Here is a 22,854-nt window from a genome sequence, read left to right as displayed (position 1 = left end):
TAAACAGGAAAAAGCACCTAACCTGTTCGTATTAAAATTATATCTTTGACGGCTTATTAAAATCGAGGAGCAGTGCGTTTAAAAACATTAGAAATTAAAGGCTTCAAAAGTTTTGCAGACAAAACCGTGCTGCATTTCGATGAGGGTGTTACTGGGGTAATCGGTCCTAACGGTTGCGGTAAAAGTAATATTATCGACTCTATCCGTTGGGTTATCGGTGAGCATAAAATCAGTAACCTCCGTTCGGAAAACCAGGCAGGATTAGTGTTTAACGGCTCCCGTACCCGCTCTGCAAGCGGTATGGCCGAAGTAAGCCTCACCTTTGAAAATACCAAGAACGTGCTGCCTACCGAGTTTACCACGGTAACGGTAACGCGTAAATTTTATAAAAACGGTGATAGCGAATACCGTCTTAACGACGTGGTATGCCGCTTGAAAGATATCCACAACCTCTTCCTTGACACGGGTGTCAGTACCGACTCTTACGCTATTATCGAGCTGGGAATGGTAGATGATATTATCAAGGATAAAGATAATAGCCGCCGTAAAATGCTCGAACAAGCCGCCGGTATCTCGATTTATAAAACCCGGAAGAAAGAGGCTAAGTCTAAACTGGATGCAACCGAGGGGGACTTAAACCGTATCGAGGACTTATTATTCGAAATCAATAATAACCTCAAAACGTTGGAAAGCCAAGCCAGGAAGGCTGAAAAGTATTATGAAATAAAGAAGGAATATAAGGATATCAGCATAGAATTGGCCAAGGCTGCATTGGAAGGTTTTAACCTCGATTTTAAGGACCTTTCCGATCAACAGCAGGCCGAAACAGATAAGAAATTGCAATTGGAAGCCGAAATCGCCAAGGATGAAGCTGCCGTAGAAGAGGACAAATTGCATTTCGTAGCCAAGGAAAGGGAATTGCAAACAATGCAAAGATCGTTTAACGAATTGGTAGCCACTATCCGTACCAAGGAGAATGATAAGAACCTAGCTACACAACAGTTGACCTACCTGAAGGAAAGGGAAAAGAACCTTTCGGATTTTTTAAATAACGCGGAAGGACAATTGACCGGTCTGACCGAATCTATTGGTTTTACCGAATCCCAAGTCGTTGAAGAGCAGGATGTTTTCGAATCGCTGAACGATGAGTTGGAAACACTGCGGGATTTGGTTGATGATAAGAAGGAAAAGTTTGAACAACGCAAATTAGCCCTTGAAGACCTTCGTAAGGATCAGCAACAGTGGCAACGACAACAGTTTGAAGCTGAGAAAAAAGTAGCGGTAGCTGATACTTCCGTGCAGAATTTGCAAAGAAGCATCCAGCAAATCCAAGAGGAGAAAACGAACCGCCTGCAACAGATCGAACAGTTGGATGCGGAAAAAGAAGGGCTTCAAGATACCATTGAAACTAGGAAGGATGAACTCGAAGGAATGGTGCAGTTCCAGGATGAAACCAAAAATAAAATCTTGGCCACCCAGTCTGATATAGAGCTGCTCCGTGACCAGTTGGTGGATCAAAATAGAACCCTGGATGCCAAAAAGAACGAACATGACCTGCTGAAATCACTCGTTGATTCGCTAGAAGGATATCCTGACAGTATTAAATTCCTTAAGAAAAACCCGGATTGGAATAATCAAGCCCCCATATTGAGTGATATTTTCTTCTGTAAAGAAGAATTTCGCACCTGTATCGAGAACTTGCTTGAACCTTATCTTAATTATTACGTCGTGAATAACGTGGATGAGGCGATGCAAGCGATCCACTTACTGGATCTTAATAAAAAGGGTAAGGCCAATTTCTTTATACTGGATCAATTTAACCAGCAGGGTGGTAACCTATTCACACCTCCGGGCGCTATCCCGGCGCTGGATGTTGTTGAAATCGATGAAAAATATAGTGGCTTAGGTAGTTACCTGCTGGGTAAGGTTTTTATTGCTGATGATATTACGCAAGTCGATTATTCCCAATTTCCAGGTGAAGATGTTTTAGTGTTGGAGAAATCGGGTAAGATGCACCGCGGGAAATACAGCATCAGCGGTGGTTCGGTTGGATTGTTTGAAGGGAAGAAGCTCGGTAGGGCCAAAAATCTGGAGAAGCTGGATGCTGAAATTAAACAGTTGGAAGCCGTTGTTGAAGAGCTTCGCGGGAAAATCCAGGAGAAACATAACGAGGTGCTTGGTTACAATAGCCAGTTGAACGAGAATAATATCAACCAAGCCAAGGAGCGGTTGAACCAGCTGAATAACCAGATGTTCGGCCTTCAGAACCGTATTGAAAACTTCCATCATCTCGTGGAATCCGCGGATAAGCGCCTGGCGGAAATGCAAGAGTCACTGGAACAAAACCATGCTTCTATTTCGGGGGTACGGGAGGAGCTAGATAGCTTGAATGATAAGGTGCATGCCTTGAACACGAATATCCAGGAAGCGGAACGCTTAGCGCAAGAGGCGGAACAACAGTTTAATCAATCGAATATCCAATTCAATAACCAAAACTTGCAACATACACGCCAACAAAGTAAAGTAGGCGCTTTGAAACAAGAATTGGAATTTAAACGTAAACAGTTATCTGATTTGCATGCGCAAATCGAAAGCAATAAACAACAATTAGAAGATACAGTGGCCAATATTGCTGCTGCTGAAGATAAATTGGGTAATGCCGAAGATGGCTTGGTAGAGCTATTCCGCCGCAAGGAAGAGGAAGAGAAAGCCTTGAACGAGAAAGATCAAGAGTATTATAATTTCAGGAACCATTTACAAGAATTAGAGACCAACCTTAGAAATAAAATCCGCAGCCGCGAGCAAATCGAGCAACAGCTTAACTCGGCTAAGGATAAGCTCAATGATCTCAAATTGAGGTTGGCTTCCATGAAAGAAAGGCTCAGCGTAGAATTTAAGGTTAACCTCGACGAGATCCTGGATGAAGAAAGGACCAGCACATTATCCGTGGATGAATTACAAGGTAGCGCGGAAAGAATGAAAAAACGCCTGGAAAATATGGGGGAAATCAACCCTACGGCGATCGAAGCATTTACCGAAATGAAAAAGCGTTACGAATTTATCCTGGAACAAAAAAATGACCTGGTAAGTGCGAAGGAATCGTTACTAGCCACCATCCAAGAAGTAGAAACTACCGCGAACCAGAAGTTCCTGGATACTTTTAACATGGTAAAGGAAAACTTTATACGGGTGTTCAAGGCGCTGTTTACAGAGGAAGATCAGTGCGATATGATCTTATCCGATCCCGCCAACTTGGCCGATACGGGTATCGAGATTATCGCGAAACCTAAAGGTAAACGCCCGGCAGCGATTACGCAGTTATCCGGTGGGGAGAAAACCCTCACTGCCACGGCACTTTTATTTGCCATTTACCTGATTAAGCCGGCGCCTTTCTGTATTTTGGATGAGGTAGATGCACCGCTGGATGATGCCAACGTGGGTAAATTCACCAACATGATCCGCAAGTTTTCAGATAATTCACAGTTTATAATCGTTACGCACAATAAGCAAACCATGGCTGCCGTAGATGTAATTTACGGGGTAACGATGCAGGAGCCGGGTGTAAGTAAATTGGTGCCGGTTGATTTCCGTAGCTTGAATTAATATTCCAATCATCATATTCTGACAGGGATTAGTAGAAGTTCGCTTCCTAATCCCTGTCTTTTTTTATAGCTTACCGGCCTTATTCGCAGCATTACACTTATGATGAAATTAAAGATCGCCCCCGTTTGGATATTTTCAGCTTTTGCTATTGCGGCTTGCCAACCGGGACAGAAAAATCCGGAACAAGATTCATTGGAAGCCAGGAAGGAATTTGCGCAATCTCCTGTTTACAAGACAGGGGAGGCATTGAAAACATTACAGTTAGATCCGTCCCTGTCTGAAAAGCTGGAAATATCGCTCGCTGCTTCGGAGCCTACGGTATTTGTTCCTGTAGCTGCCACGGAGGATGAGAAGGGCCGCTTGTGGCTCGTGGAGATGACGGGTTATATGCCTGACATAAACGGTGATGGTGAAGAAATGAAAAATGGTAAACTGGTGATCTTGGAAGATACGGATCATAACGGCAGCTATGATTCACGCAAGGTATTTATGGACTCGCTGGTTTTACCGAGAGCGGTATGCTTGGTAAATGGAGGGGTACTTATAGCGGAGCCACCGAATTTATGGTTCGTTGAAAATTTAAATGACCATCCCGGTAAGAAAACGTTAGTTGATCCCAACTTTGCGGATGGTGGTAACGTTGAGCATCAACCTAATGGCTTGCTACGTGGATTGGACAATTGGATTTATAATGCCAAGTCTGATAAGCGTTACCGCTATAAAGATGGAAAGTGGCTGATCGAAACAACGCGCTTCCGCGGGCAATGGGGAATTACGGAAGATGCTTTCGGGCGCCTGTTCTATAATACGAATTCAGATAATGTGCTGGGTGATTATTTCCCGGCTTCATTAGGCAATCACCCTGTTTACCAGTCGAATGTAGCAGGGTATAATGAACGTATCGTGGCTGATAATAGCGTGTATCCCTCCAGGGCAACACCGGGCGTAAACAGGGGATATCAAGATGGTATCTTGGATGATAAGCTTAGGTTAGTCAACCTTACGGCGGCTTGCGGGCCATATTTATACCGGGATAATCGTCTTGGCGATAGTTTATTTGGAAATGTTTTCGTAGCTGAGCCCGCTGCCAACGTGGTTAAAAGAAACCTGGTTCAGTATGATGGTTTTGTAGTGAATGGTCAGCAAGCGCATAAAGGTGTAGAATTTATTGCCAGTACCGATGAGCGCTTCCGCCCTGTGAATATCATGAGTACTTACGATGGTAGCTTGCTGATATTAGACATGTACCGCGGCGTCATCCAGCACAAAACCTACTTAACGGATTACTTAAAAAAAGAAATTAAATCCCGCGACCTGGAAACGCCGTTGAATTGCGGTAGGATTTACCGGGTTACCGGCAAAAAATGGCGTTTTGAACCGCCTTCTTTTCCATACGATAATATCCAATTACTCTGTAAATGGCTTTCGTCGGGAAATAATTGGGAACAAGTACATGCGCAGCAGTGGATCGTAGATCACCAGTTAAAAAAGGCCGCGCCTGTTATAGTGGAGTACCTAAAGAACGCGGAATTGCAGGAAAATACTAAGTTACGCCTTTTGTATACATTGGAAGGTTTAGGGGTGTTGACCTGGGAGAATGTTACCAGCGCACACCTTCAAACATTATTAGGAAAAATGCAAATTATTGCGATGTCTACTAATTTATATAGCACGCATTCTAAACTAGCTATCCGTGATTCTATAAATAGGTGGATCACATACCCGGACCTGGCGCCGGCGGTGGCATTGAGCATTTACGAGTTTAAGAAAAAGGATCCTGGCTTTGCCAATGGGCTTGTACAGTATGCATTGCAACACTATCCCCGGGATAAATTCGTTGTAGATGGGCTAATCGCTTCCATGTATCAAGATGAAATTGCCTTCCAACAAGTAGTGAACAGGGAAGTGAAAGATACATCTTTGCTTATCCACCGCCGTTTACAACAGGTGATCGATGAAAAAATTGTCCAAGAAGATGAGTCGAAGCTCGCGGCATTAAGAAAACAATTCCCCGCTGGTTACAAAATTTATGATACTTATTGCAAAACATGCCACGGGAATAACGGCGAAGGTGTAAAATCCCTTGCCCCGCCATTAAACGGATCAGAATGGGTGAACGGCAATAAAGAACACCTGATCCGCATCGTATTATTCGGACTAACGGGCCCGGTTCACGTAGCCGGGAAAACCTACGAATCTCCTGAAATTAACGGCGACATGCCCGGTATTGGCAATAGCGATGAGTTTTCAGATAAGGATATTGCATCCTTGTTAAGTTTTATCCGTCAATCGTGGAAAAATAATGCGCCGGAAATCCAATTAGTAGATATCAAAGCGGTGCGAGCTGCTGAAGCAGGAAGAGATAAGGCTTTTACAAGCGCCGAATTAAAATAGAATTTAATCCATCTTAGAAATCAGCGCTTTTGTTCCAAAGCCCAATTTGTGCACCGGAACCTGGAAACCCTCAAAATATCTTGAAAAATGAAGTGGCCATATGCAATCGCCACTTCATTTTTTATTTAAAATTCCGGTTAGTGGAATCAAGTTAGCCCCATTCAACAAAAATCATTCAATCTTACAATCTTACATTATCATCCGTGAAATCATGTAATCATTAATAAATCCGTGATTCAGGTAGTTGTTTGCCGGCTTTAAAGGCTACCCGGTCACCGTAGGTAATATGATACTTATCACAAAATCCGCCAACAACTTCTACTACGTACATGGCAGGTTTATAAGACGGAAGCCCATCCTCGGAAAGCGGTGTCGCGTACTTTTGAATGGAAACTATTTCCTTATCCTTGTTGATATACAATATATCCAATGAAATATAAGTATTCTTCATCCAGAAGGACTGTTCTTGTTCTTCGTTGAATATAAACAGCATGCCTTGTTGTTCCGGCATCGATTTACGGTACATCAGTCCTTTAGCACGTTCCTGGTCGGTAATAGCAAGTTCGATATCAATGTGGCGCAAAGTATCATTGGATTCTTTTTGAATAAACCAAAGATCGCCGTCTTTCCTGAACTGCGGCCCATTGTCTTCTGTTACCGTTGGATTGCCTTGGTGATTGTTTTTTTCAGCCGGTCGGTTATTATTGCATGCCATCAAATATGATATAACACTAAGTGTTACTAATATTTTCGGGATGATTGTCATCGCAAAATCGTTTTTATGAATATGAAGGTAGCAAAAAATGCTATATCACAAATATTTATAATTATTTAAAATGTAACGTTAATGAATATACGAATTTAAGTAGGAGTGCTACAAATAAGATAGCCGGGTAAGATTCCCGGCTAACCATAAAAATTATATCTAGTATTTTATTACTTCTCGGAACCCAGTAATTCTTCGTCGGTAAATTCTACGTTGGAATAATCTTTTATTTCATTGTAAACGGTATCCCTTTCCACGGGTTTCCTTCCTGCTTGGCGGATCAGCATGGCCAATTGTGCCGTGCTGAGCGAGGGCCTTTGTTCTTCGGCTCCGGCCATGGAATAGATCTTGGTAGTATCATCGATGGTGCCATCCAGATCATTTACACCGAAAGATAAAGTTAGCTGGGCGGTACTTCTGCCGAGCATCGGCCAATATGCTTTCAAGTGGGGGAAATTATCCATGTACAACCTCGCGATGGAATATAAGCGCAAGTCTTCAATCATAGATGACTCCGCTACATTTTCCATATCGTTGTCTTTATTACGGAATTTTAAGGGAATGAAGGTATTGAATCCTTTCGTCTCGTCTTGGAGTTGACGTAAACGCTCCATATGGTCTACCCTGTGTTCGTAATTTTCAATATGGCCGTACAGCATGGTGGCATTGGTGGTCATACCCTTTAAATGGGCCGTTTTATGAATATTCAACCAACCTTCTGCATCTACTTTGTCATGGCATATTTGTGCACGGATCGCGGCATCAAATATCTCTGCACCGCCGCCCGGCATGGATTGCAAACCGGCATCTTTCAATTTTTGCATACCTTCATCCACTGTCAATTTCGCTTTGCGGAACATGTAATCCAGTTCCACGGCAGTAAATCCCTTGATATGTAAGTCCGGACGGTGCGCCTTAATTTTTTCGATCAATTCACAGAAGAAATCAAGGTTCATCTTGGGGTGAACGCCACCCACGATATGCACTTCCGTCACCGGTTGATTATCGTATTTTTTCACGATATCCAGCATCTCGTCAATGCTTAATTCCCAACCTTCTTCACGGTTTTTATAAAGCCTGGAGTACGAACAGAATTTGCAGGTAAATATGCAAACGTTTGTTGGCTCGATATGAAAATTCCTGTTGAAATAAGTTTTATCGCCATGCATTCGCTCTCGTACATGATTGGCTAAAGCGCCAACATAGCCGAGCGGACCTTTTTCAAATAAAGTAATTCCATCTGCTGGTGTGAGCCGTTCTTGACGGAGTACTTTGTCGGCTATAACTTTCAATTCCGGGTCCAGGTCTGGTTCCTGTAAAATTACTTCCAGGGAGCGTTGCGAGTCGATCGTTGTTATCATTGTACTTTCACTAATTTATATGTCGTCACCTTATTCGTGTAAAACAACTTTACAAAGTAAAGGCCATTTGGAGCATTTACCAAATCAAAAGTTATTTTATTATTCACTAAATCACCCGCTGATTTCAACATAATTTGCCTCCCGGCCACATCGTAAACTGCCACGTTTTCTAAGTTTTCCGGAATTTCATAGAAGACAATGTCAAACATTTGCCGGAAAGGATTAGGAATCAATAAGATACCTTTTTCCTTCAAGTAGGGGTTGACCTCCTTCGTGAAGATATTGATATTATCCAGGTAAATATTATTCTCGTAGTTCGTTGTATTCCTAAATACCAGGCGGAATTGCGTATTCCTAGTATAAGGTGTTAGATCAACGGTATCGGTACGCCAATCTGAGGCTGTAGGTACAAAATTACTTCCCGAAGCTGTTTTGCGGGTAACCAGGTTGGGTCCCCATTTCTTATACCCGGTCGGGATAAAGGTTTGCCCGCAATCTGTAGTGATCCATAAACTTAAAGTATCCCAAGGATTATTGCTAACATTCAGGGAAGTGGTGACAGCGGCAGCAATATCAAACACGACGAAAATACTATCCGTGTTGTTTCCATCGAATACTGGGCTTAATAAATCGTCCGGTTCATCATTCTTATTATATAAATAGTTTTGAATCATGACGGATTGATTGCTGTTGTTCCCAACATTGGCCAGTTGCCAAGTGTAACTTTTATCGGGATTTACGATTGTCCAGTCTGTCGGGGGAAAATTGCCTTCGAAACCTTCATTTAATGGGAATGTCGTAATGCCGTGGTACACGAAGCTCAGATTGCTGGTATCGTTGGCATGGTTTTCATCATTTCCACCGTTAACCGAAGCAGGGTATGCCGTTATAAGATGTGTTCCCGGTTGCACGTTGAAAGATGCTAAGGTGATATCGGTCGATTGGAAACTGGAAAGGTTGCCTGTCCATTCTTGAGATATTTCCGTTCCTCCATTAATCCTGTAGCGAATTATTGCAGATGTAAGGTTGAGGGTTCCCTTGTTGGTTAATGTTACAAGCGGGCTACTTGTGGGGCCGCAAATGCTTACGGGAGGCTGTTTTATTGCCGTGATAGCAGCATCGTTAGCTTGTAAATTAACGGGAATACAACCGTTAGATGTTTTCAACGAGGCCCTTTCCCCATCTAATGCAATCCTCATCCTGTCGCTTTGACCCGCGGTAAAAAGGTACATGCAGGCATCATTAACATAGTCCATGTAATTCATAAACATGACACCGGGCGCGGTTGGGCTACAATTATCTGTTAAAGGAAAAGTGGGGCAGCCGTAATTTTCGGCCCCTTGCAACGGGGTGTCATTAACGCCGTCATCGGTAGTGCAGGCGCCGTTATCGTCTCCCCAGGTATGCCTCAGCGAGAAGAAATGCCCGATTTCGTGGGTCGTGGTTCTGCCCAAGTTATAAGGCGCCGCTGCCGAGCCGGTATTTCCGAAACCGCTATAGGTAATTACCACCCCTTGCTCATCATCGGGATAGAAGCCGCCGGGTGGTGTGGCTACACCGAGGTAATCATCCCGCAATTGACAAACCCAAATATTGAGATAATTTTCTGTATTCCATGCTTCGGTTCCGCCGGTGGCACCGTGTTTCACGGCAGAGGCTGCATCGTTGATCGAGAAGCCTGTTGCGCTTGTCACGGTACGGGTAATGCCCGTGGTGGGGGCGTCTTCCGGTGTTCTTTGAGCGAGGCAGAATTGCAGGCCGATATCGCCAATAATAGGTTGCCAAACCGTGGGTACTTTTGAAATATCCGCATTGGTGGCGCTATAATCTTTATTTAATTGTTCTATTTGAGAGTAAACTTGAGCATCGGTTACCAGTGCCGGGTTGGGCAATACGATATGTACTACAACGGGGATAGTAACCACGGGAGATTTGCCATTTGCTTTTAGCAACTTAATTTGTGCTAGTTGTTTTTGAATGGCTAGTTCTTGCTTGTCAAACGCGATTTTAAGGCTCGGGCGTGCTTGGAATTGTCGTTCCAAGTCTTCGGCGGTACCACATTTCCGCTGTGCTGATAAGGACAGGGAGCATGCGGTGCAGCAAATAAATAGGATGTTGATGAAACGCAAGTAATTAGATTTTTTATATATAACACTTTTTATAATCAATAGATCATTTCCCTACTCACATTTCTCAAAATTTTACGGTTGCCCAGCTTAATGATCGAATAAAGCCCCCGCGATACAAGCGCACATTAAACAGGCAATAGTGCCGCCAATCAAGGCTTTGATGCCTAGCTCCGTCAAGTTTTTACGTTGGTTGGGGGCTAGTTGACTGATACCGCCAATCTGGATGCCGATGGATGCAAAGTTGGCAAATCCCGATAGCGCATAAGTGGCTATCAAGATTGATTTGGGTTCCTGGATGACATTATTTGCCTTCATTTGTCCCAACGAAATATACGCCACAAATTCATTTAAAATCGTTTTTTCACCTAATAATTGACCAATGGCCAACATATCCTGTTGAGCGACCCCAATTAGCCAGGCGACCGGGGCAAAGACATAGCCCAAAATCATTTGTAAGGATAATTTTTCATACCTACCGCCGGTTAAACTTGCTATTTCTCCATTGATATGGGCGATATTGCCAACCCAACCAAGCAGGGCATTCGCTAACCACATTAAGGCGGTAAATACGATCAGCATGGCGCCTACGTTTACAGCCAGTTTTAATCCATCCGTAGTACCGATCGATAAGGCATCGAGGAAGTTGTCTCCTAGTTTCTCCTTCGGAATCATCAAGTCTTTTGAAATAAGTTGCCCGTTCGTTTGCGGGAAAAGAAGCTTCGAACAAACGATCGCTGCCGGGGCGCTCATGATAGATTGGCTTAACATGTGCAAAGCGAAGAATTTTTGCTGCACCGGGTCGTTACCACCGAGCATATTTACATATGCGGCCAATACGCTCCCGGCAGTATTAGCCATGCCGCCTACCATGATGCAGAGTATTTCCGAACGGGTCATCTTTTCCAGGTAGGGACGGATCATTAGCGGCGCTTCTGTTTGTCCTAAAAATATATTTGCCGCGGTGGAAACACTTTCTGCCCCGGAAATATTTAGCTTATTAAGTACATATGCAAAAACGAAGACAATTTTTTGCAGGATGCCTAAGTAGTATAAAACTGAAGATAATGCGGCGAAGAAGATGATATTCGGTAATACTTGTACCCCGAATATATAGGCCCAACTGCCTTCTGCATTGGCCAGCTCACCAAAGATAAATTCAGTTCCCTTGTGACTTATTGAGATTAGATCTACGAATACATCTGAGCAGGATGATAAAACATTCCTAAATACGGCATGGTCGCACCAGTTAGCATATACGGAGATCGTGAGTAATGAACAGGCTGCAATTATAGCCCATTTCGTCATCTCCAGGTTTCTCTTGCCCAGTTGGGTTAATAATACTAACGGGATGATAAGCCCCCCGGTTAATGCCAAGCTATTGTAAGAATATTCCTGGCTGCGGATGCCGAGGAAGAAGAAGGTGACCAAAGCCCCGATTGCCAGCAGTGAATCTAATGGCCGCAGCACCATTTTCAGCCCGCTTTTTCGGTTCTTGATAACCCTGTTCACTATAATATACGCTAGGGCTAGACCAAAAATCAGCCAGAAAACCGGTTGCCCGTTAAACTGCGTATTTAATACGCCGAGGGCAAACATCACCTGGGCAAAAAGTCCCATGATTACTAGCTTCCAGTCAATTGCCTTGCGATTGTTACTAAGAATATAACATACAGCTACTAAAAATAACATTCCCAGTGAACCCCGGGCGATGTTCATCCCAATAGAAGACATACAGATTTGTTGATTTCTAAAATAAAAAGCAAAAAAAAGTAAAATACACGATAAGACAATAAATTTTATGATGCCCTTCACAGCCTGTCTTACTATGAGCTGTTATAAATATAAGTTATAATTGGTAAAATGATATGTTATATAAAGTTAATTTATATAAATATAGAAGGATGGATGCATAAAAAAAGCCCACCAGCAATTGGTGGGCTATCAATAAATACGTTGTATTATTATAAGTTCGCTTGGATTTTCTTGTCCAATACAGATTTAGGAACGGCGCCTACTTGTTTGTCAACTACTTGACCGTTTTTAATGAACAGGATCGCGGGGATGCTGGTGATACCGTAGTTCATTGAAACTGTAGGGTTGTTATCCACGTTCACTTTACCGATATTCACTTTACCATCATAGTCTTTCGACAATTCTTCGATCACGGGACCGATAGCACGACAAGGGCCGCACCATTCTGCCCAAAAGTCTACAACTGTAAGTTTATCGCTATCTAATACTGCAGACTGAAAGTTTGCGTCAGTGAATTCTAAAGCCATTTTTTATCTTTTTTAATGAATGTTTTGATGTCTATTATCAATAATAATTATTATTTCAATTGACTATTATAAATATGCAATTATCAAACCGACACAAATTTACCTGTTTTTTTGGCATATTACCTATTGATTGTTTCTATATACACATCGATATCCGGCTGATTGGACAGGTATTGTGCCAACTCGTCATTCATTTCGATATGACGGTTAAAAGTATGCATCTTGACCAACAGGTTATCTTCTTTATCAACCAATTGGAAGTGCAATTTACTATTGCCTGGGAATTTCTCTGCATTGGTACCGAAGAAATCGATCATATCTTCCGTGAGTTTCTGCGGTTTAGTAAATAAGCCGATCTGTTTTGTATGTGTTTTCTTCACTTCCTGCAATAACTGCATGGAACTCACTTTGAACTCATATTCATTGTCATTGAAGCGCCTGGATTTGAAGCCGCCGTTAATAAACAGGCAGATGCCCGGTTTCAAGTAAGGGAGAAACTTGATAAAATCTTCGCTCCAGAGGGCAAACTCGAATTTCCCGGTATAATCCTCGATGCCCATCACCCCAAATTGCTTGTTATTCCTGGAAATACGTTCCAGGGCTGTTGTCACGAAAACGGCCAAGCGGAAGTTTTTCTCCCTGGCTTTCCCAGCCCCATTCGGTGTAGCCAGTTCTAATTGATACGCTACCAAGTCTTGAACGGTATTCATATGGTAATGCTTCAACTCGAACTTGTAATCGTCCAGCGGGTGACCGGAAATATAAATCCCGGTGATTTCCCGTTCATTGTTGAGCTTGATGGTAAGCGGCCATTCTTCGCATGCTGGTATTTTAGGCGGTGTTACCTCGGGCATGCCTTCATCTCCAAATAAGCTACCCATCGTGGATGCCCCGGCGGATACCTGGTTGCCGAACTTGATGATTTTTTCCAAGCCGGTAGTCAAGTCACCTTCCGGTTTATGGAAATATTGCGCCCGGTGCAATTCCTTGAAGCAATCAAAAGCCCCGGACATCGCCAATGCTTCTAATGATTTTTTATTGACAGCGCGTTGGTTTACACGCTTAATCATATCAAAAATATCTTTATATTGACCGCCTTTCTCGCGTTCTTCGATCAGGCTTTCAATGGCAGCTTCACCCACACCTTTCAAGCCGGAAAAACCGAAACGAACCTGTCCTTGCTTGTTAACGGCGAAACCGTAAAAGGATTCGTTCACATCCGGAGGCAGTACATCGATTCCCATGCGTTTACATTCCTCCATGAAGAAAGTGATTTTCTCGATATTGGAAGCGTTATTCAGCACGGAAGCCATGTACTCGGAAGGGTAGTGTGCTTTCAGGTAAGCAGTTTGATAAGCTACGAATGCGTAACAGGTAGAGTGCGACTTATTGAATGCATAGGAAGCGAATGCTTCCCAGTCAGTCCAAACCTTGTCACAAACCTTTAGATCATGGCCGTTTTTCGCACAACCGTCCATAAACTGCGACTTCATCTTGTCCAGTACCGCTTTCTGCTTTTTACCCATCGCTTTACGCAGGATATCGGCATCTCCCTTGGAGAAGTTGGCCAGTTTCTGACTCAATAGCATTACCTGCTCTTGGTAAACGGTAATCCCGTAAGTGTCTGCCAGGAATTCTTCCATTTCGGGGAGATCGTAAACGGTAGGTTCCAGCCCATGTTTACGGCGGATGAAAGTCGGGATGTACTCCAGTGGCCCGGGGCGGTACAAGGCGTTCATCGCGATGAGGTCATCGAACCTATCCGGTTTGAGCTCGCGCAAGTATTTTTGCATACCGGGGGATTCAAACTGGAAAGTAGCGTTGGTTTCCCCTTTTTGATATAATTCGTAGGTTGGGGCATCATCGAGCGGTATATCGTCGATGCTGATTTCCAGCCCGTGGTTTTTCTTAATTAATGCTAAGGCGCCCTTGATGATGGAAAGGGTTTTTAAACCCAGGAAGTCCATTTTGATTACGCCTGCGGATTCGATAATACTTCCTTCAAACTGTGTTACGAGCAGGTCGGAATCCTTCGCGGTAGAAACGGGGATGAGCTCGGAAAGGTCTTTAGGGGCGATGATGATACCCGCGGCGTGGATTCCCGTATTTCTCACGGAACCTTCCAAGACGCAAGCCTCTCTCAATACTTCACCCTGCATATCGTTTCCCTTGATCAGTTCGCGCAATTTCTTGACATTTTCAAGATCTTCACCCATCAAGCCTTCTTTCTCAGTCAAGCTTTTTTCTCCATCGATCGGTGCGTTGAATATCCTGTCTAGCTGGATTCCCGGTTTTTCAGGCACCATTTTCGCCAAGGCATTGGCTTCGGGCAAAGGCAGGTCGAGTACCCTGGAAACATCCTTGATACTCATCTTGGCGGCCATCGTACCGTAGGTAATGATTTGCGCCACCTGGTTTTTGCCGTATTTATCTACAACGTAATCAATCACTTTCTGCCGGCCTTCATCATCGAAGTCCGTATCAATATCCGGCATGCTCTTACGTTCCGGGTTAAGGAAACGCTCGAACAGCAGGTTATATTTAATCGGGTCAATATTCGTTATGCCAATACAATAAGCCACGGCCGAGCCAGCCGCGGAACCACGTCCCGGGCCGATGAACACACCGAGATCCCTACCGGCTTTAATAAAGTCGGATACGATCAGGAAGTACCCCGCAAATCCCATGTTTTCGATGGTTTGCAGTTCGAAGTTCAGCCTTTCTTCGATTTCGGGCGTCATCTCGCTGTAACGCTGGTGCGCACCTTCCATCGTTAAGTGACGCAGGTATTGGTCTTGTGTAATGAATTGTGGAGGAATAGGGAAATTGGGTAATAATATATCCCGTTTTAAGTCCAGCAGTTCAACTTTGTCTACGATTTCATTCGTGTTATCGATAGCTTGCGGAAGATCGTGGAATAAAGCCGACATTTCTTCCGTGGTTTTAAAATAAAACTGGTCGTTATAGAAAGCGAAACGTTTATTTTTTACCATGACATCATCATCCGCGAAATCTTTCATCGTCGGGGTGCTTTTCTTTTCACCCGTGTTGATACATAATAAAATATCATGCGCGTTCGCATCTTGTTGATCCACGTAGTGGGAGTCATTAGAGGCGATGATCTTCACGTTATATTTCTTGGCGAAACGGACGAGGACCTCGTTCACTTTTTCCTGTTCGGGTATGCCGTGGCGTTGCATTTCCACGTAAAAGTCATCCCCGAAAATATCCAGCCACCATTTAAACTCCTTCTCACCTTCATCTTCACCTTTTCTTAGTATCGTCCTGGGTACGGAAGCACCGAGGCAGCAGGTGGTTGCTATGAGGCCTTTATGATATTGTAAAATCAGTTCCTTGTCTATCCTGGGGTATTTACCGTATAAGCCCTCGATAAATCCCAGGGAGCATAATTTGATCAGGTTCCTGTAGCCTTCATCATTCTTAGCTAACAGTACCTGGTGGTAACGGGCATCTTTTTCTTCCCGGGTAAATGATCTTTTATGGCGATTTTCAACCACGTAAAATTCACAACCTACGATGGGTTTAACCTTTAGCCTTTTGTCCTTGGGATCTTCCGGGTTAAGGCGATTATTGTATGCTTCAGCTACAAACTGGAACACGCCGAACATGTTCCCGTGATCGGTGATTGCCAGGGCAGGCTGGTTGTTAGCCATTGCTTTTTTATACAATTGCTTGATATCTGCCGCTCCATCGAGCAAGGAATACTGTGTATGAACGTGTAAATGAGAGAATACCATAATCGTGCGACGCTAATCTTTTTCAAAATGCAAATTTACGAAATAAGCTTTCAAACCTGGAAGGGGATGATTCTTCTTGACAAAAGAACGATTCATCCGGCAGAAAAAAAATTTGATACAGCATAATTTATCCACAAGTTTGTCGTTCTTGTAATGACTTATGTAACAATGGATTATAATTGAAAAACCGCGCAAAGCCAAATGGGTAAACACTTTTCCTATGCAAAGAGCCCGGGGATCTCCTAGGCTTGAAGGTTTTAAGTAAGGGCATATTTTCCAATTTTATTTTGTAACAAAGGGTGTAATATTTATTTTGCAAACGCATAACTAACCCAAGTATGACATTCAAGACCGGATTACATGTTTTTATAGGAGCTTTGTGTGCTTTGTTGTTTAGTGCTTGTGGTACTTTTAACAAAACGGCAAAGTCAAGGCAACAGGAGCAGCCGCAAATAGCAAAAAAAATACCGATACATCATGTTTCTTCAACAACTAAGAATAATGATCCTGATATAAATAGTAGTATAAAAAGTATTCCTGCTGGCGTGAGCGATATTGAAGAGGCTAAATCCTGGCAATTTAAATATGCGCAATTATTAGATTTACCGGTGGAGGAAGTCGTTAATGAAAAGCTGTTCGGGTTTATCGATGATTGGTATGGTACGCCGTACCGTTTCGGGGGAAATTCCAAACAGGGGATAGATTGCTCAAATTTCGTAAATACTATGATGGCCTCGGTTTTCAATTTGTCACTTATCGGAAACTCTGTCCAATTATATGCTAAATCGGCCCGGGTGCAGAAGAAAAATCTAAAACCGGGAGACTTGGTGTTCTTTAAAATTCACCATAGAAGAATCTCCCACGTAGGCGTATATTTACGGAACGATCGCTTCGTTCATGCTTCATCAAGCTCGGGAGTAATGATCAGCGATTTAAATGAAACGTATTGGAAACGGTATTATGCAGGTGCAGGAAGGATTAAAAAAAGTTAAAAGCCCGGCTCATGCACACTCCCCCAGGAATCTCGATTTGTATCCCTGCCTATAAAGCCCCGGAATTAACTAAGCAATGCTTGGATTCCGTGTTACAGCAGCATTTTAAAGATATTGAGATCATCATTACGGATGATTCGCCCGGTGATGAGATCTACGAATTGGTAAAGTCGTACCAGGTAGATTTTCCCCTGGTTTATATACATAACGATAAGCCCCTGGGGCCGCCGGCCAACTGGAATGCAGCTATTGCTTTGGCCAAGGGCAAGTACGTTTACCTGCTGCACCGCGATGACCGGATCGCGGATCCCGACCTGCTGTCAAAGTTTTACCGGTTAATGGAAGCGAATCCCGATGCAGAAATGGGTTTTACCCGCTGTATTAATGTATTTCCGGATGGAAAGGAAGAGAAAAGGGTGCTCAAGCCGGAACAAATACAATTTCTAAGACACCATCGGCCCGAGCGGTTAATATTAGGAAACTTTATCGGGGTACCGAGTGCCACTATATTCAAGAATCACATGGGGTATTTTTATGATGCGAAATTCAAGTGGTTGGTGGATGTAGAGTTTTATATGCGGATATTGACGAATAGTACCAATTTTGTTTTCGTGGATGGATACGGTGTGAAGGTAGGATTACATGAAGGCCAGGTCACGCATATGGTAGAAGGCGATGCAACCGTCGTGATAAAGGAGTATATTTTACTGCTTAATAAGTTCGATGATGCTGTATTGAAACAATTGCCCTTTTATAGCTATTACTGGAGGATGTTGCGCAACTATAAAGTACGTGGTAAGGCCGATCTGCACAAGATAGCGCCCGGTGAATCTATCGATAAGCGGCTAGTGCAGATGGCGCAATTCCAGTATAAACTCCCATTAAAATTATTGAAAATAGGCTGGTTTTCGCGGCCCTTGATGTTTTTGGGATACCTGTTCAGTAAATAAACTTATTTTCTTTTCAATATCTTTTGAAGGATATTAATGCCTTTCTTGTAGGATTCTTCTACATCTTCAGATAATTTAAACAACAGGTTACAACCGATGAAAATTCCGGCAAAAGTGATTGATTTGATTACGATAGCCGCGAAAGCATTTTCCAGCGGGATGAAATATGCAATATAATAAGCGCCCAGTCCGACCAGTATGGTATAAACTGTTTTCATGCTGAATGGCTGCAACTTGTAGCGTTTATATAAAAATGTGAAGCGGATCGCGTTGAATACGGTTAAGGAAAATAATTGGGCAATACCCGAACCGAGCATACCGAAATGATAGATCATGAAGTAATTGAGCGGTATTGCCAACGATACCAAGATGAGGTTGGTGCCGAACTCGAATTTCCAATGGTTGGATGTACCGATGATCTGGGAACTTACCCCGGTGCCAAGATCCATGATCCGCATGAGGCCTAACATGAGTACCAGTGATTTCCCTTCCAGGTAGGCATCCGGGATTTTAAGTACCTGGAACACATTCTCCAAATTAAGCCAAATGACCCCGAAAATTAATATAGCGTAAGTTAATAATACAAGCGATGACCGGGAATAAATCCGGTGAATTTTTGCGAGGTCTTTATCTTTCCAAGCTTGGGCCAATACGGGTATAGAAATCGCCACGATACTTTTTTGAGGAATCATGATGATATTGCTGATATAAGTATTGAACTCGAAAATCCCGGTGGTTTTCAAATCTCTCAGGTAGGAAATAACAATGGTGTCAACATTTTGAGACACGACTGTAAATACATTGCCTCCGTAAATTAAAGAAGTGAATCCTATCAGCTTGTCAGACAGGCGCTTTGTAAGATTGGAAATTTTAAAACTAAACTTGAATAAACCGAGCCTGATCAGGTACCATATTAAAACGAAAGATGCAGCCGCATAAACCAGGGAATAACTTACTATAAAGCCGGTTGTATTTAAGAAATATAAAAAGAACAGGATAATAAGCAAAGTGGTCAATAGCCTTACGAAGACCTCTTTTAAGAAGATTGGTAAGACGCTCTTGTACTGGTTGTAACTAAATACTTCTAAAATTGAGAATATTATGAAAAAGAATGAATAAGGGTAAATTATATAGTAATAATCGCTGAAAAGCGCACCTCCGTTCGTTGATCTGTAATATTCAGTAATAGGGCTTTTTAGTCCTAGTGTGATACCCGAAACGATTATGAAGCCCGTTATGCAAAGGAGGATAACAATCCCGAATAAATCACGTTTGTCGGGTGCGAGATGGTCCCTGTAATAAGGATAAAATTTGTTAATAAGCGTAATCGAGCCTAATGAAGAGAAAGCTAAGTAAAGCAAGCCGATAGAAATCAGGAGCCGCGTTAACCCGAAAAGAGCCGGGTCCATCAGGCGGGCAAATAATACCATATTGATCGCACCTATGGCAAATCCAATATATGTAATGATGGTCGTTTGTATGCCTTGTTTCCTGATTGTTCCCATACTGTTGCTTGCCGGCCTGCATTGGCAGCTACAAAAATGAATAAAATTTCCGTAAATGAGAAAATGAATATTTTTGTAGCCATTGAATATTATTATATGAATGCCAATTTACTTAGATTGGCTCCTGATTAATTAAAAAATGATGTTTACAGGTACCGAACCACTTGTTTCCGTGGTCATTGCAGTCTATAATGCGGCTATTTACCTTGAAGAAACATTGGAAAGCCTTATAGGACAAACAATGAAAAACTTTGAGGTGATCTTGGTAAACGATAACTCCAAAGACGCCACGCCGGAAATAATTGACCGGTACGTTGCCAAGGATGAACGTTTCATCCGGGTAGATAATATACCGGCAAATAAAGGTTTTGTAAATAGTTTGAATCTCGGTCTTTCGAAAGTCCGAGGGAAATTCATTGCCAGGTTAGACGGCGATGACGTTTGCCTTCCCAAGCGTTTTGAAATGCAGGTAGCATATTTGGAACAGCATCCCGAAATTGATGTTTTAGCAACATGGTCTGAATTTTTTAACGAACATGGAGCCGATTGCGGCTATTGGGAGTTAGATAGGAAGATAATTACCCCGTCACAGATAAGGAGGCGTATGATTTACCAAAATTGTATTTCGCATCCTACCTTGATGGGTAAATCAGAAGTGTTTATTAAATTACAATATACCTTCAGTAAATATGATCATGAGGATCATATCATGTGGTTAAGGGTGCTATCCGCCGGTTATGTATTGGGAAAATTACCTGCCGTATGCTTAAAATATAGAATCCATCAATCATCAGTAACGAAGGTGAATTTAAAAAAGTGGAATTATTTTACCGCCCGGTTCTTATCAAAATGGAACTTTTTAAACTTGCAATGGAAAGCCCGCAAATTCGGTTGGTTCGAGTTTCAGGTAATGCTTTGTTCATTACCTGATGCGGTAATGGCTTTAGCTAAAAATTTAAAACAACGTTGGAAACATGCTCTACATCCTGCTACTAATTAAAAGATTCATCGAGGATATCGGCATGTTTCCCTTCATTTGGTGGGGGCGTAGGATGGCCGCGCGAAAACCCTTGGAAGATGAGTATGATTTGTTCTTCTTTTTCCCTTTCTATCATGTTGGCGGGGCTGAAAAGGTCAATGCGGAGATCGTTCAGCAATTTCCCGGGAAGAGGATTATTATCTTTTTTACGAAGCATTCGCAAGACGAGGCTTTGTTGCACCTGTTCCAAGCTCCCAATATTACGATTAGAAATATCGCTCCGTTTGCCGATAATAAGAAGAAATATTACTTAAGTTTTATTTACAGGGGACTCATCAGCGCTTACATCAATAAGCAATCAATTCCTCCTACTGTTTTTAACGGGCAATCCAATTTCGGTTACAAGATCTCCCGTTGGATCAATAAAGGTATTCCCCAGGTGGAGTTGCTCCACAATTTCTGCAATTTCTCCTATATCCGTTTGCCATTCTTGCAGTTTTATAAGAGGTCTATTACAGTCAGCCAACGGGAAAGGGATATGAATCTGGCTGTTTATAGGAAATTCGGGTTGCCTAAATCCTTGGAAGAAAGGTTTATCGTGATCGGGTTGGCTATTCATTTACCCGCGATGCGGGAACTGCAAAATATTCATAGTCCCATAAAAATATTATATGTCGGGCGCGGTACCGCCGAAAAGCGGCCTACTATCGTTGCCCAGGTAGCGGAAAGGGTACATCGTTCAGAACCTGGTATTGAATTTTTATTCATGGGAGATGTAAAAGATGCAATCCCCTTATCTTTGCATAAGCATGTGAAATTGTTGGGAAGCATCGGTGACCCCAAGCAAGTAGAAGAAATATACAGGAGCTGTAATGTGCTGATCATCCCTTCTTCGAGGGAAAGCGGCCCGCTTGTATTTATGGAAGGCATGGCTTACGCGATGGCTATTATCGCTAGCCCGGTGGGTATAATGCCTTATCATTATCAAAAAATGAGTTACGGTTTGCAGTTAGATACCGTTCATGATATCGAAAGGATTATTGCTGAAACTGCGCGACAGGTATTGGAATGGAACGCTGATCCGCAACAATTAAAATTAATCGCTTCTAAAAACAGGGAGTATGCCTACCAGCATTTCGGTATGGACACTTTCCACCAAGCATATAAAGATTTAATCAATCATATAAGAGAACTACCTTGAAACCGATTAGCATCCTAATAATCACCTACAACCGCCCGAACGATGTGTTGCTGTTATTAAAAAACATAGCGGCACAAGAAGATGCAGCAGAACTTATTCACGAGGTAATCATTATCAATAATGCTTCTAATGCTGATTACGACCAGGTCGTCGCGTATGTAAATGAAAGGAACCTGAATTACCGTTATGTCGATTCCCCGGAAAACCTGGGCGTGGCACGGGGCCGTAACCTGGCCATCAGTATCGCGCAGGCGCCTATTTTGATTTCGATCGACGATGATGCTTATTTCAGGGATAAGGATGCGTTGAAGAAGGCGGTCGGCGTATTTAAAGAGCACCAAGATCCGCAGCGCGCTTTAGGGGCTGTATGTTTTAAAGTTTTGTATGCCAGTACCTTGGAAGTTCAAAAGAATTTATTCCCGCATAAGGATTATAAAAAACATAAGGACGATACTTTTTTTGAAACGTCTTACTTTACCGGTTGCGGTCACGCTATATTGAAAGAGGTATATGAAAAGGCCGGCGATTATCCGGATGATTTCTTCTACGGCATGGAAGAATACGATCTTAGTTACCGGATTTTAGATGCCGGGTATAAAATTGCATTTACCTCGGAAGTCGTGGTGATGCATAACGAATCCCCCTTGGGAAGAGCGCCCCATGCAGAAAAAATGTTTATGTTTTGGGTGAATAAATCGAAGGTAGCTTTCCGCTATTTACCGGTTCGGTATTTTATCAGTACTACTGTTATGTGGTCATTAGAATTTATCAGGAAAACGAACTGGCATTTCCCATTGTGGATTAAGGGTTGGAGGGTAATATTCCAATTACCGTTTAAAGAAAAACGCCAACGTTTATCGAAGGAAACGCTGGCGTATCTCAAAAAAATCGGTGCGAGGCTATCGTATTGAAATTTTAATAACCTCGCAACTAAATA

General features: G+C 42.7%; 14 protein-coding genes. 7 read left to right on the top strand and 7 right to left on the bottom strand.

The window, feature by feature from the left end:
* Positions 1-72: 72 nt before the first annotated feature.
* Positions 73-3,603, top strand: a complete 3,531-nt coding sequence (smc, locus tag COR50_RS18650; protein ID WP_098195394.1) for a chromosome segregation protein SMC — start codon at positions 73-75, stop codon at positions 3,601-3,603.
* Between the two features lie 99 nt (positions 3,604-3,702).
* On the top strand, positions 3,703-5,997 hold the full coding sequence (locus tag COR50_RS18645; protein WP_098195393.1) for a DUF7133 domain-containing protein: 2,295 nt from the start codon (positions 3,703-3,705) through the stop codon (positions 5,995-5,997).
* 220 nt (positions 5,998-6,217) lie between these two features.
* Here COR50_RS18645 and COR50_RS18640 read toward each other — a convergent pair whose 3' ends face one another.
* The 6 genes from COR50_RS18640 to dnaE form a co-directional block, all read right to left on the bottom strand.
* Positions 6,218-6,712, bottom strand: a complete 495-nt coding sequence (locus COR50_RS18640) for a DUF192 domain-containing protein (RefSeq protein ID WP_232516208.1) — start codon at positions 6,710-6,712, stop codon at positions 6,218-6,220.
* Between the two features lie 221 nt (positions 6,713-6,933).
* Positions 6,934-8,124: an aminofutalosine synthase MqnE gene (mqnE, locus tag COR50_RS18635; RefSeq protein ID WP_198405700.1), complete on the bottom strand. Its 1,191-nt coding sequence runs from the start codon at positions 8,122-8,124 to the stop codon at positions 6,934-6,936.
* The gene (locus COR50_RS18630; RefSeq protein ID WP_198405699.1) at positions 8,121-10,253 is read right to left on the bottom strand and encodes a M43 family zinc metalloprotease; all 2,133 of its coding nucleotides are present in this window, start codon (positions 10,251-10,253) and stop codon (positions 8,121-8,123) included. The genes mqnE and COR50_RS18630 overlap by 4 nt, the downstream gene beginning before the upstream one ends.
* An 87-nt stretch (positions 10,254-10,340) precedes the next feature.
* Positions 10,341-11,984, bottom strand: a complete 1,644-nt coding sequence (locus tag COR50_RS18625) for a NupC/NupG family nucleoside CNT transporter (protein ID WP_098195390.1) — start codon at positions 11,982-11,984, stop codon at positions 10,341-10,343.
* Positions 11,985-12,214: 230 nt separating this feature from the next.
* Complete coding sequence (gene trxA / locus COR50_RS18620; RefSeq protein WP_098195389.1) at positions 12,215-12,532, bottom strand: thioredoxin; 318 nt, start codon at positions 12,530-12,532, stop codon at positions 12,215-12,217.
* Between the two features lie 119 nt (positions 12,533-12,651).
* Entirely contained in the window at positions 12,652-16,290 is a 3,639-nt protein-coding gene (gene dnaE, locus COR50_RS18615) for a DNA polymerase III subunit alpha (protein WP_098195388.1), read from the bottom strand.
* Positions 16,291-16,628: 338 nt separating this feature from the next.
* Here dnaE and COR50_RS18610 point away from each other — a divergent pair, with 338 nt between their 5' ends.
* Entirely contained in the window at positions 16,629-17,282 is a 654-nt protein-coding gene (locus COR50_RS18610; protein ID WP_098195387.1) for a C40 family peptidase, read from the top strand.
* Positions 17,283-17,293: 11 nt separating this feature from the next.
* Entirely contained in the window at positions 17,294-18,232 is a 939-nt protein-coding gene (locus tag COR50_RS18605) for a glycosyltransferase family 2 protein (protein ID WP_098195386.1), read from the top strand.
* Between the two features lie 2 nt (positions 18,233-18,234).
* On the opposite strand, the gene COR50_RS18600 is transcribed toward COR50_RS18605, so the two are convergent.
* Positions 18,235-19,737 carry an oligosaccharide flippase family protein gene (locus tag COR50_RS18600; protein WP_098195385.1) on the bottom strand — a complete coding sequence of 501 codons (1,503 nt, stop codon included), beginning with the start codon at positions 19,735-19,737 and terminating at the stop codon, positions 18,235-18,237.
* 139 nt (positions 19,738-19,876) lie between these two features.
* Here COR50_RS18600 and COR50_RS18595 point away from each other — a divergent pair, with 139 nt between their 5' ends.
* The 3 genes from COR50_RS18595 to COR50_RS18585 are packed head-to-tail and all read left to right on the top strand — an operon-like array spanning position 19,877 to position 22,828.
* A complete protein-coding gene (locus COR50_RS18595; protein ID WP_098195384.1) occupies positions 19,877-20,737 on the top strand; it encodes a glycosyltransferase family 2 protein in 861 nt (286 codons plus the stop codon).
* Entirely contained in the window at positions 20,712-21,917 is a 1,206-nt protein-coding gene (locus tag COR50_RS18590; protein WP_098195383.1) for a glycosyltransferase family 4 protein, read from the top strand. Before COR50_RS18595 ends, COR50_RS18590 begins: the two co-directional genes overlap by 26 nt.
* Positions 21,914-22,828: a glycosyltransferase family 2 protein gene (locus tag COR50_RS18585; RefSeq protein WP_098195382.1), complete on the top strand. Its 915-nt coding sequence runs from the start codon at positions 21,914-21,916 to the stop codon at positions 22,826-22,828. The genes COR50_RS18590 and COR50_RS18585 overlap by 4 nt, the downstream gene beginning before the upstream one ends.
* Positions 22,829-22,854 lie beyond the last annotated feature (26 nt).

Origin of the sequence: Chitinophaga caeni, from assembly GCF_002557795.1 — a bacterium.
Classification (GTDB): domain Bacteria; phylum Bacteroidota; class Bacteroidia; order Chitinophagales; family Chitinophagaceae; genus Chitinophaga; species Chitinophaga caeni.
This window is presented reverse-complemented; position numbering and strand designations above follow the sequence as displayed.

What these genes read in the sequence shown, in the direction of transcription:
- COR50_RS18645 (WP_098195393.1), top strand. Translation starts at nt 3,703, where the DNA reads ATGATGAAATTAAAGATCGCCCCCGTTTGGATATTTTCAGCTTTTGCT.
- COR50_RS18600 (WP_098195385.1), bottom strand. Translation starts at nt 19,737, where the DNA reads ATGGGAACAATCAGGAAACAAGGCATACAAACGACCATCATTACATAT.
- COR50_RS18595 (WP_098195384.1), top strand. Translation starts at nt 19,877, where the DNA reads ATGATGTTTACAGGTACCGAACCACTTGTTTCCGTGGTCATTGCAGTC.
- COR50_RS18610 (WP_098195387.1), top strand. Translation starts at nt 16,629, where the DNA reads ATGACATTCAAGACCGGATTACATGTTTTTATAGGAGCTTTGTGTGCT.
- COR50_RS18640 (WP_232516208.1), bottom strand. Translation starts at nt 6,712, where the DNA reads ATGGCATGCAATAATAACCGACCGGCTGAAAAAAACAATCACCAAGGC.
- mqnE (WP_198405700.1), bottom strand. Translation starts at nt 8,124, where the DNA reads ATGATAACAACGATCGACTCGCAACGCTCCCTGGAAGTAATTTTACAG.
- dnaE (WP_098195388.1), bottom strand. Translation starts at nt 16,290, where the DNA reads ATGGTATTCTCTCATTTACACGTTCATACACAGTATTCCTTGCTCGAT.
- trxA (WP_098195389.1), bottom strand. Translation starts at nt 12,532, where the DNA reads ATGGCTTTAGAATTCACTGACGCAAACTTTCAGTCTGCAGTATTAGAT.
- COR50_RS18605 (WP_098195386.1), top strand. Translation starts at nt 17,294, where the DNA reads ATGCACACTCCCCCAGGAATCTCGATTTGTATCCCTGCCTATAAAGCC.
- COR50_RS18590 (WP_098195383.1), top strand. Translation starts at nt 20,712, where the DNA reads ATGCTCTACATCCTGCTACTAATTAAAAGATTCATCGAGGATATCGGC.
- COR50_RS18625 (WP_098195390.1), bottom strand. Translation starts at nt 11,984, where the DNA reads ATGTCTTCTATTGGGATGAACATCGCCCGGGGTTCACTGGGAATGTTA.